This is a genomic window from Mesorhizobium temperatum (assembly GCF_002284575.1).
Lineage (GTDB): Bacteria > Pseudomonadota > Alphaproteobacteria > Rhizobiales > Rhizobiaceae > Mesorhizobium > Mesorhizobium temperatum.
Genome location: NZ_NPKJ01000012.1, coordinates 1 through 1,371 on the forward strand (window position 1 = coordinate 1; position 1,371 = coordinate 1,371).

The following is a 1,371-nucleotide window of genomic DNA, read 5'->3' on the forward strand; positions in this document are numbered from 1 at the left end:
GGGGCCGGGCTGATCAGCGTGCCACGGCTGGCAGGCTGATGAGCGGATCATCGCTCATTTGGCTGATGGTTTCCAGCGTCATGTATCTGGCGCGCTGCACGGCCCATTCGTCGTTCTGTTCGAGCAAGATCGCGCCAACCAGGCGGACGATGGCGTCATCATTTGGGAAGATGCCGATGACCTCGGTGCGCCGCTTGATCTCGCCGTTGAGGCGCTCGATCGGGTTGGTCGAGTGCAGCTTGGCGCGGTGCTCCTTGGGGAAAGTCATGTAGGCAAGCACGTCGGGCTCGGTGTCGTCCATGATTGTCGCCAGCTTCGGCACCTTCGGCCGGATCTGGTCGGCGACGGCGCGCCATTGCGTGCTTGCGGCCTCGGGCGTTTCCTGGGCGAAGGCGGTGGCGATGAAAGCGGAGACGACGCGGCGCCCGCTCTTGCCGGCATGGGCCAGCACGTTCCTCATGAAGTGAACGCGGCACCTCTGCCATGTCGCGCACAGCACCTTGGTGACGGCCGCCTTGATGCCTTCATGGGCATCGGAGACGACGAGCTTGACGCCGCGCAGGCCGCGGCGGGTCAGCTTGCGCAAGAACTCCGTCCAGATCGGCTCGGCCTCAGACGTGCCGACCTCCATGCCCAGCACCTCGCGCCGGCCGTCCGCGTTGACGCCGACAGCGATGATGACGGCGACCGAGACGATGCGGCCGCCGCGGCGCACCTTCAGGTAGGTGGCGTCGATCCACAGATATGGCCAGTCGCCCTCGATGGGTCTTTCAAGGAACGCTTTGACCTTGCCGTCGATCTCTTCGCACAGCCGGCTGACCTGGCTTTTGGAGATGCCGCTCATGCCCATGGCCTTGACCAGGTCGTCGACCGAGCGGGTCGAGATCCCCTGGACGTAGGCCTCCTGGATGACGGCGGTCAACGCCTTCTCGGCCATGCGGCGCGGTTCTAGGAAACCGGGGAAATAGGAGCCCTTCCTGAGCTTGGGGATGCGCAGCTCGACGGTGCCGGCGCGCGTCTCCCAGTCGCGCTCGCGATAGCCGTTGCGCTGGGCCGTGCGCAACGGGTTCTTCTCGCCATAGGCGGCGCCGGTGGCGGCGCCAACCTCCAGTTCCATCAGCCGCTCGGCGGCAAAGCCAATCATCTCGCGCAAGAGATCGGAATCCGGAGTCTTCTCCACGAGCGCGCGCAGGTTCATCATGTCGTCGGTCATCGATGGTTCCTTCGAATCAGGTTGGTGTCAGCAACCCGACCTTACCGGCGAACTGTCGATGACCACCGCAAAGCCGCTCGCTCGCTACAGCGCTATCGAGGGCGCGCTCGCGAGCGGCTTCGCTACCGCCGAGCTACACCACCTGTAGGGACGCGACC

2 protein-coding genes are annotated in these 1,371 nt (G+C 65.1%); one reads left to right on the top strand and one right to left on the bottom strand.

The annotated features are described in order from the left end of the window. Positions 1–13 precede the first annotated feature (13 nt). The gene (locus CIT26_RS02325; protein WP_095491067.1) at positions 14–1,213 is read right to left on the bottom strand and encodes an IS256 family transposase; all 1,200 of its coding nucleotides are present in this window, start codon (positions 1,211–1,213) and stop codon (positions 14–16) included. On the opposite strand from CIT26_RS02325, the gene CIT26_RS36380 reads away from it, so the two are divergent. Beyond that, positions 1,200–1,361 (top strand): hypothetical protein, encoded by a 162-nt coding sequence (locus tag CIT26_RS36380; RefSeq protein ID WP_167391251.1) that lies wholly within the window; start codon positions 1,200–1,202, stop codon positions 1,359–1,361. The two genes, CIT26_RS02325 and CIT26_RS36380, sit on opposite strands and share 14 nt — an antisense overlap. Positions 1,362–1,371 lie beyond the last annotated feature (10 nt).

Coding starts and splice junctions, on each gene's coding strand:
- CIT26_RS36380 (WP_167391251.1), top strand. CDS start 1,200: ATGTCGTCGGTCATCGATGGTTCCTTCGAATCAGGTTGGTGTCAGCAA.
- CIT26_RS02325 (WP_095491067.1), bottom strand. CDS start 1,213: ATGACCGACGACATGATGAACCTGCGCGCGCTCGTGGAGAAGACTCCG.